This is a genomic window from Alteromonas abrolhosensis, assembly GCF_001953635.1.
Taxonomy (GTDB): domain Bacteria; phylum Pseudomonadota; class Gammaproteobacteria; order Enterobacterales; family Alteromonadaceae; genus Alteromonas; species Alteromonas abrolhosensis.
In genome coordinates this window covers 77,297-85,341 of record NZ_MEJH01000015.1, presented here as the reverse complement: position 1 = coordinate 85,341, position 8,045 = coordinate 77,297, and the positions used below count along the sequence as shown (strand labels likewise).

The 8,045-nt window shown below is 43.6% G+C and carries 9 protein-coding genes and 1 pseudogene; 8 read left to right on the top strand and 2 right to left on the bottom strand.

All coding sequences use genetic code 11. The features are described from left to right. A pseudogene (locus BGK61_RS17790) lies at positions 1 to 537 on the bottom strand (transposase family protein); the annotation flags it as partial. A gap of 292 nt (positions 538 to 829) precedes the next feature. Beyond that, complete coding sequence (locus BGK61_RS17785) at positions 830 to 1,945, bottom strand: EAL domain-containing protein (RefSeq protein ID WP_014998448.1); 1,116 nt, start codon at positions 1,943 to 1,945, stop codon at positions 830 to 832. A 159-nt stretch (positions 1,946 to 2,104) separates the two neighbouring features. Here BGK61_RS17785 and BGK61_RS17780 point away from each other — a divergent pair, with 159 nt between their 5' ends. The 8 genes from BGK61_RS17780 to BGK61_RS17745 all read left to right on the top strand — a co-directional run bounded on the left by BGK61_RS17780 (position 2,105) and on the right by BGK61_RS17745 (position 8,026). Beyond that, positions 2,105 to 2,797, top strand: coding sequence for a tRNA-uridine aminocarboxypropyltransferase (locus BGK61_RS17780; RefSeq protein ID WP_044556802.1), 693 nt, complete (start codon positions 2,105 to 2,107; stop codon positions 2,795 to 2,797). Between the two features lie 74 nt (positions 2,798 to 2,871). Then, positions 2,872 to 3,369, top strand: coding sequence for a thiol peroxidase (gene tpx / locus BGK61_RS17775; protein WP_014998446.1), 498 nt, complete (start codon positions 2,872 to 2,874; stop codon positions 3,367 to 3,369). 113 nt (positions 3,370 to 3,482) lie between these two features. Continuing rightward, positions 3,483 to 4,313, top strand: a complete 831-nt coding sequence (locus BGK61_RS17770; RefSeq protein ID WP_076011804.1) for a sulfurtransferase — start codon at positions 3,483 to 3,485, stop codon at positions 4,311 to 4,313. Between the two features lie 104 nt (positions 4,314 to 4,417). Next, positions 4,418 to 5,143 carry a Sir2 family NAD+-dependent deacetylase gene (gene cobB, locus BGK61_RS17765; protein ID WP_076011803.1) on the top strand — a complete coding sequence of 242 codons (726 nt, stop codon included), beginning with the start codon at positions 4,418 to 4,420 and terminating at the stop codon, positions 5,141 to 5,143. 12 nt (positions 5,144 to 5,155) lie between these two features. After that, a complete protein-coding gene (locus tag BGK61_RS17760) occupies positions 5,156 to 5,782 on the top strand; it encodes a LysE family translocator (protein ID WP_076011802.1) in 627 nt (208 codons plus the stop codon). 84 nt (positions 5,783 to 5,866) lie between these two features. Beyond that, complete coding sequence (locus BGK61_RS17755) at positions 5,867 to 6,598, top strand: YciC family protein (protein ID WP_014998442.1); 732 nt, start codon at positions 5,867 to 5,869, stop codon at positions 6,596 to 6,598. Beyond that, positions 6,591 to 7,382, top strand: coding sequence for a glucosaminidase domain-containing protein (locus BGK61_RS17750; RefSeq protein WP_014998441.1), 792 nt, complete (start codon positions 6,591 to 6,593; stop codon positions 7,380 to 7,382). Before BGK61_RS17755 ends, BGK61_RS17750 begins: the two co-directional genes overlap by 8 nt. Continuing rightward, on the top strand, positions 7,379 to 8,026 hold the full coding sequence (locus BGK61_RS17745) for a DUF2987 domain-containing protein (RefSeq protein ID WP_076011801.1): 648 nt from the start codon (positions 7,379 to 7,381) through the stop codon (positions 8,024 to 8,026). The genes BGK61_RS17750 and BGK61_RS17745 overlap by 4 nt, the downstream gene beginning before the upstream one ends. The last annotated feature ends 19 nt before the right edge of the window (positions 8,027 to 8,045 follow it).

The window sequence follows — 8,045 nt, the reverse complement described above, 5'->3', positions numbered from 1 at the left end:
CACATCAAAGACGCTGCGGTTACGTAAATCCACTAACGTAGTGGCGTAACCCTTTTTGCGCGTGAAAAAGTGTTCGTCTATGCCTAGCATCTCAGGGCAGGGACGGCTGATAATCTCTTTATATTTTTGACTGATGTGAGATTGGTACCATCGCTCTACCGTAGTCGGACTAATGCGATGTGTGCGTGAGATACCACGCTGCGTCACACCACCGTGATGCGCCTCAAAGACTTCCAAGCGAAAGCACTCCGACGCCCGATAGCGTGGCCGAATTCCAACAAAAGGATGCCTGAAATAACGCCCACAGCATCGACAATGATACTTGGGCACCTTTAAATGTAGCGTTAGCACCTGATTACCTTGGCGCGTGTGCTTCACAGTACGCTTATGTGTGGCTTTTATGCGTAAATGTCGACTCTCACAATGCTTGCATTGCGGCTTTTTAGTGGGCTTTGCCCACACTTCAATAAAATCATGTCGATGAACACGTTCTATTTCTAACTCACTTATGCCTAAAATAGTACCTGCGTGGGACATCTGTACTCTCCATTAAATGATTCTTCGCAAAATCAGTTTAATGAATGCGGATGTCCCCCGTTAATGATGAAGAGCCCAAAACGCTAAACCTTACTCTCGTATTGCATATATGCATGCCAAACCAGTTTAAGCGTATTTGCGATAATAGGCTTTTAAAAGTCATTTGGTTTATGAATATCTTCAGTGTTAATTACAGACTATAAGCTAAGCGAAAGCAGCGCTAAGTGAATAGCGCCATGTCGCTTATTTGCCATTTTAGACGTTAGATAACAGCAATGTTTTTAATAAGGTTTTACGCCTTTGCAGCATTATCGAGCGGCTTAAGGGATGCTTCTATTTTTTCCTTTTCTTCGTATGACATATCTATTTTGGCGGGTTCTGGTTTACCGTATAAATACCCCTGTAAGTAATCAGCGTTGGCGTCAGTGAGCCACTGCGCTTCTTCCTCAGTTTCAATCCCTTCAGCAATGACTTCAATGCCATTGGTTTTAGCAATTCGAATCAGATTAGTAACGATGTTTTGTTTATATTCGTCATTGTGTACGTTACGCACCAATTCCATGTCTATTTTTACGTAATCGGGGCGCAGCGACTGAAGTAAATTTAAGCCCGACCAGCCCGAACCAATATCATCAAGCGCTACTTTAAACCCAGCGCTGCGATAAAAGCATAAAATGCCCTTTAATTGATTGAGATCTGTCGCGCGATGGGTTTCAGTAACTTCAAACACAACATCTTCAGGACGAAGTCCAATTTCATATATGGATGAAGCTGTTGCGCGTAGGCAATAAGACGGGTCGTAGATGCTTGAGGGATTAAAATTTATAAATAGTTTACCCTCAAGTCGTGCTTTTGCTGCGCATTCTACTGCAGAACGCCTTGCAACCAAATCAAGTGAAAATAGTAGATCCGATGCTTCTGCTAGTTTAAATGCTAGAGCAGGAGGGACAATATTGTCGAGCTCGTCTTTTATACGGAATAAGCCTTCATGTGCATAAAGACGTTTAGTTTTAGCGTTTATGATTGGTTGGTACCATGATTCATACCGTTCTTTCTCTACACTTTCTATAAGCCAGCGTGCCTGAAAACGATTGATGAGCACTGCCATTGTTGCCATTCGACCCATTTCCGCTAGGTGCGGGATTTGGTACGATTCGGTGGTTGTCACTTTTGTATTTTCTAATTCCTTTGATTCTAAGGCGCCATTCACCGAGGTAAGAAACTTCTGAATTTGGCTTTGCTCTACAGCGCAAGAGATACAATGTGAGGATTCTTGATTTGCTTTTAGTTCTAATGAACCACATAAACCTGCGAGCTTTCCGAATGTTTCAACGGTTGGAACAAAGATCCAAAAATGAGTGACCTTAAAAAAGTAATCATCAATCGATTCACAATCTGCACAATACATCAAGGTTTACCTATTAAAATTAGACAAACCTAATACGTAACTCGGCTATACAAAGATTATTTAAATAAATATTCTCACATTATATTATTCATGACCCTCAGATATGATAAATTCTCAGCCATTGAGACTATTGCCTAGGCGCCACTTTTGAATTCTGTTATGTCACTTCGTTTAGACGAGTTATCTCGCGCTGAACGACCATTCCACGCCCGCGGTAGTAAAGTAGTTCGCTGTGAGGCGTGCCTGCTTCCAATGCAAAATTGTATTTGTGAGTTTAAGCCTGAGGCTGGCACAGACGTGGCTGTTTTGTTCTTAATGTACAAAGGCGAATATTATAAACCCACCAATACAGGTCGTTTAATTGCGGATGTAGTTAAAGATAACCACGCATTTTTATGGAAACGCACCGAGCCAGAAGAGGCGCTACTTGCGTTACTGCGTGACGAAAAATATTTTCCTATCGTGGTGTTTCCTCACGAATATGCCACAGCTGAACGCTGTATTGACACGCCACCATTGAATACTGGTAAAACGTTACTATTTATTTTCTTGGATGGAACATGGCGTGAAGCAAAAAAGATGTTTAGTAAGAGCGCTTACTTACATGGCTTTCCTGTGTTGGGCGTCAGTATGGACGTAGCGTCAGACTATTTACTACGTGAATCTACCCATGACTTTCAACACTGTACTGCTGAAGTTGGCATTAGCGTTTTAGATCTTGCAGAACAGAAGCAAGGGGCACAAACCTTAGCGCACTATTTTAGTGTGTTTAGGCGGGAATATTTAAAGGGAAAGCCGCACTTGCAGCACAAGCTTGCATTTGCCCAGTCGCAGGTTAAAAGCAACGTCTAAAAAGCGTCATCTTAATTTGCGAAAGTATTGTTTTACATCCACTATTTCATATTAACAAAACACGGAGAAAGCGAATGGCATCAGTTACTTTTCAAGGCAATACAGTTACGACAAAGGGTCAGCTTCCTGAAGTGGGTACTTCTGCACCAGACTTTACATTAGTAAAAGCAGATTTGGGTGAAGTAACGCTGTCTGAGCTTGCAGGAAAAAATGTCGTGTTGAATATTTTCCCTTCTATTGACACCGGAACGTGCGCGATGTCAGTGCGCAAATTCAACGAAGAAGCGGCAAAATTGGATAACACTACAGTTATCTGTGTATCGGCAGATCTTCCGTTTGCAGCGGGTCGCTTTTGTGGTGCTGAAGGTATTGAAAACGTGCTTACAGGCTCTACTTTCCGCTCAAGCTTCGGCGACGACTATGGTGTTACGTTTGAATCTGCGCCGCTTACCGGGCTTCTATCTCGTTCTGTAGTTGTCATCGATACCGAAGGCAAAGTGGTTTACACAGAGCAAGTAGCAGAAACAACAGAAGAGCCGAACTACGACGCAGCTATTGCCGCGTTGAAATAAAAAGTCCGCATATTAACTAGCTAAATATATATTGTGAATTTATTGGTATCGATTCATTTTTAGCGCGGTATTACAAGGCACCCATCAATGTGGGTGTCTTATAGGAGGATGTAATGGCACCGGTTTTGCTCTCGGTTGGTGAATTAGCCAATACAATGCAACAGAAGCCTGTAACGCTTGTTCGAGCATTAATGGACGACCCCGTTTCAAAAACACCGGACTCGCGAACAGCAATGGTTTTACCTGCGTCGGTCGATTTCGATTTAGATAATGAAGGCAGCGATCACACCACCGGCCTTCCTCACAGTATGCCATCCGCCGAAGATATGGCGATCTATCTTGGTAATCAGGGGATCACCGCTAATACGCCGATAGCAGTGTATGATACACGTGGTATTTATTCCGCCCCAAGAGTGTGGTGGATGTTAAAAGCGTTAGGCCACCAAGATGTTTCCATACTTAATGGTGGACAGCCAGCGTGGGAAAAAGCAGGCTTACCGGTTTCAGAACAGCAGCATTATGGAAAATTAACCTATCAGGCTACGCCACGGCAGGGATGGTTTGTAAACGCGAGCAATGTGTTACAAGCGCTGGAAACTGAAACACAACTTATTGATGCGCGAAGTACCCCTAGATTTAAAGGTGAAGTACCTGAGCCTCGCGAAGGGGTGAGGTCTGGTCATATGCCGGGCGCATTTAATATTCCTTTCGATTCATTGTTAAAAGACCGGCACTTTCTCTCTACAGATAAGCTCAACGCTGTATTTGAACAAGCCAATATTGATTTGCGCAAACCCATCATTTGTACGTGTGGCTCTGGCGTTACAGCCTGTATCATTGGCGTTGCTGCTTTGATGTGCGGTGCTACACAGGTCGCGGTATACGATGGCTCTTGGTCAGAGTGGGGCGCAAATACCCAATATCCTGTAGTTAAAGATTTTTAAAATAAAAAGCGCGGAAACACGTTGAAGGCGATAGACGCTAAGTGTAGATCACTTCATCGCTTCTAGTGTATTTAGCTTGATAGCAACTGAGTAAAAACAACCTGATGTCAGCCAATCGTTCGTTACCAAATATTGTTATTCTTACCGGAGCGGGAATTTCCGCAGAGTCTGGATTAAAAACCTTTCGCGATAGCGACGGTCTGTGGGAAAACCATCGCGTAGAAGAAGTGGCCACGCCAGAAGCTTTTGAGCAGAATCCCAGTTTAGTCTATCGCTTTTATAACGCACGGCGCGCGCAACTTCGGCAAGATGAGGTTAAGCCTAACGCAGCACATGAAGCACTTGCTAAACTTGAAAATGCTTTCGGCAGCAACTTAATGCTGGTTACGCAAAACGTGGATGATTTGCATGAGAGAGGAGGTAGCAAGTCGGTTTACCATATGCATGGTAAGCTTCTGTCGGCTCGCTGCGCTATTAGCCAGCAGGCTTTCGATTGTCATGATAGTTTCGATCACACAACAAAATGCCCATGTTGTAATCGAGTAACCTTACGACCTGATATTGTTTGGTTTGGTGAAATGCCTATGTATATGGAAGAAATTTACGGGGCGCTTTCAAAGGCTGATGTTTTTATTGCTATTGGTACATCAGGCAATGTCTATCCGGCTGCAGGCTTTGTTCAAGTTGCGAAAGAAAGCGGCGCACATACGATAGAGGCGAATTTGGAACCAGGCGTAACAAATGCCTTGTTCGACGAATCAATGACTGGGCTTGCTTCTCACATCGTACCCAAATGGGTGGATGATTTAATTTCAAAGTATGCGCTGTAGGAGGCGCAAAACATGCAGTATATGAATGAATTTCTTACCATTGCGTTAGTGCACCTTGTGGCTGTCGCCAGTCCAGGGCCAGATTTCGCCGTGGTTGTTCGAAACAGCGTGGCCTATGGCAGACGTATTGCCATGTACACCAGTATAGGTATTGGTTTGGCTATTTTACTGCATGTGGCTTACTCACTAGTGGGGTTAAGTGTAGTTATTGCAACTACGCCTTGGCTATTCACTACCTTTAGTTATGCCGCCGCCGCATATTTACTGTACCTTGCGTTTGGTGCGCTTAGAAGCGGGCCTGTGAAGCAAGAACAGGCCGTTAACGCTGAAAAGAAAACATCCCAAATATCGATAAAGCGCGCGGTTTGGATGGGCTTTTTGACAAACGGCCTTAATCCGAAAGCAACGCTGTTCTTCCTGTCGCTGTTTACCGCTATTATCAGTATTGATACTCCCTTTAGCGTAAAATTGGGCTACGGTATCTATTTAGCATTTGCTACTGGGTTATGGTTTTGTTTCCTTTCCTATCTACTTAGCACTAGCAAAGTGGCTGATCTTATAGGTAAGAAGGGGTATTGGCTAGACCGTGCTATGGGCGTGCTATTGGTCGGTTTGGCAGCAAAGTTAGTGCTAGGTTAACTTTTGTTTACCATACAAACAGGCATTTGTTTTTGTGAATTGGTATAATCGCGCCGATTTTTCAAAAATATATAAGAGAGTTGTGTGAAAGACGTAAACCCTGACCGCCTAAACAATACGTTGTCTAAACAGTATCGCTTTGATGCCATGGGTCTCTTGCGCCGCGCTGCCGGTTTAACAAAATCAAACTTTTCATCATTGCTGCAGGGAAGTGTTGTTTTATTTTTGACGTTTGTCGTGTTAGGTGTATTTGCTCAGCAGTACATCACAATAAATGACGACGGGAGCTACGTATTCGAGCATCAGTCGATCATTGAAATTGTTGCAATCTGCATCGTTGCCCCGCTATTGACGGGGTTGTATATGATGGGCGTTTTTGTTGCCCGTGGCACTAAAACTTCAGTATTTACCGTTTTCCAGTTTTTCCCACTGATATTTTTGCTGGCGCTAACCCAGCTAGTAAACAGTATTCTTGTTCAGCTAGGTATGGTGCTGCTTATTATACCTGGCGTGTACTTTTATTTAGCGTCGTCTTTTTCACTTATGTTGGTTGCTGACAGAAAGCTAACGCCAATTAGCGCGATCATTCTCTCGTGCCGCGTATTTAACGCATACTGGGCTCAAATAGCCAGCATATTCGGTGTGTTTCTTCTATTATTTGCGTCGGTGCCGCTAACGTTAGGCTTTTCTCTTATTTGGGTATTACCCTTTTATTTTTGTATGATGGGCTTGCTCTATCAGGAACTGATTGGTGAGCAAGGAGTAAGCACGGAAGCATCTGAAAACGATGTGAAAGAGTCTAGCTTCGATGCATAAAAGAGAAACCTTCAAAATTGTTCTCATAACCTTAGGTGTACTGGCGGTTATCGTCATTAACGCCATTATTTTTACTGAGGACGAACCGGATATTTTAGACATACCGCAAACGGTAGAAGCTAAAAAACCGGTGCCTAATTTTTCTACTTATACCGATGTAAAAGAGAAAAAAGAGGCATTTTTTAACTATTTACGCCCTGAAGTAGAGAAGCAAAATGCCTACCTGCTTACGCTAAGGCATTACGTACAAACCCTATATAGAAAGGCGTTAGCTAACGAGTCGCTCTCTGAAGAAGATATGGCGAGACTTGAATGGCTTGAAGAAGAATATCGAGTTAAGCCAACACAGCCACTTAAAACGAAATTGCTGGCGCTGCTACAAAAAATCGATGTTTTACCAGTCGAACTTGTACTTGTTCAGGCTGCAAACGAGTCGGCTTGGGGAACCAGTCGCTTTGCGAGAAAAGGCTATAACTTTTTTGGATTGTGGTGCTTTTCTAAAGGGTGTGGCTTTGTTCCAAATCGTCGAAACGATGGGGCGTCTCACGAAGTAGCCAAGTTTGATAGCCTGTCCCGGGCAACGTACACCTATATGCGAAATTTAAACCGCCACGATGCGTACGCGGATTTACGTGAGATTCGCAGTAGACTGCGCGCTAATCAAATACCGATTACTGGTGTGGCGCTCGCTGAAGGGCTTATGAATTATTCTGAACGTGGAGCCGCTTATGTTGAAGAGCTTCAAACTATGATCCAATTTAACGAGGAGTTTTTATCCGAATGATACGCGCGGCCTTATTTTTTGCTTCATCACTATTTGTGGGTGTAGCTAGTACAAACGTTGCTGCTGAAACGATAGATGTAGAGTACAGCCGTTTTTATAGCCATGTTAAAAAGCTAGATAACGAGGATACTCAAGCTTTGCAGTTTGCTTTTGGATTTGTCCGTGTAGGTGAGGGGCGTTTGTGCGAAGTGAACGGAGCGTCTATCGTTACTGACAAGAAAACCATGCCGCTTACGATAAGTGAAGAAGGGCGTTTTACTGTGCCAACTGAAAAAGCCCTGAAGCTTGCCAATGCACTGGTTCGCATTGATTTGAACGAACGCGCAAATGTGTGTGATATGTCGGTTCAATTAGAAACGAAGCCAGAGTATTTAAAGCAGCACTACACCAAAGAAGATCTAACATTTCTGTATGCTCAGTATGAGGCGTTCTTTAATGAAATGGGAAGCTTCTTGTCTTTCATGATGCCTTCAGTAAAGGGCTTGATGATTCAGTTTGATGACAAGAATCTAGATTTCATCACACCACAAGGTGTGCAAATCAATAATGGTGTGTTGCATTTAGATCAAGCGTGGATCAACGACGCAAAAGGCCTAACGCTGCCTCATGCGCCGTTACGTGTCACTGCTATGGCTTCAAGTTAAGCGCTTGTTATGTTCGCGA

Coding starts and splice junctions, on each gene's coding strand:
- BGK61_RS17785 (WP_014998448.1), bottom strand. CDS start 1,945: ATGTATTGTGCAGATTGTGAATCGATTGATGATTACTTTTTTAAGGTC.
- BGK61_RS17780 (WP_044556802.1), top strand. CDS start 2,105: ATGTCACTTCGTTTAGACGAGTTATCTCGCGCTGAACGACCATTCCAC.
- tpx (WP_014998446.1), top strand. CDS start 2,872: ATGGCATCAGTTACTTTTCAAGGCAATACAGTTACGACAAAGGGTCAG.
- BGK61_RS17770 (WP_076011804.1), top strand. CDS start 3,483: ATGGCACCGGTTTTGCTCTCGGTTGGTGAATTAGCCAATACAATGCAA.
- cobB (WP_076011803.1), top strand. CDS start 4,418: ATGTCAGCCAATCGTTCGTTACCAAATATTGTTATTCTTACCGGAGCG.
- BGK61_RS17760 (WP_076011802.1), top strand. CDS start 5,156: ATGCAGTATATGAATGAATTTCTTACCATTGCGTTAGTGCACCTTGTG.
- BGK61_RS17750 (WP_014998441.1), top strand. CDS start 6,591: ATGCATAAAAGAGAAACCTTCAAAATTGTTCTCATAACCTTAGGTGTA.
- BGK61_RS17745 (WP_076011801.1), top strand. CDS start 7,379: ATGATACGCGCGGCCTTATTTTTTGCTTCATCACTATTTGTGGGTGTA.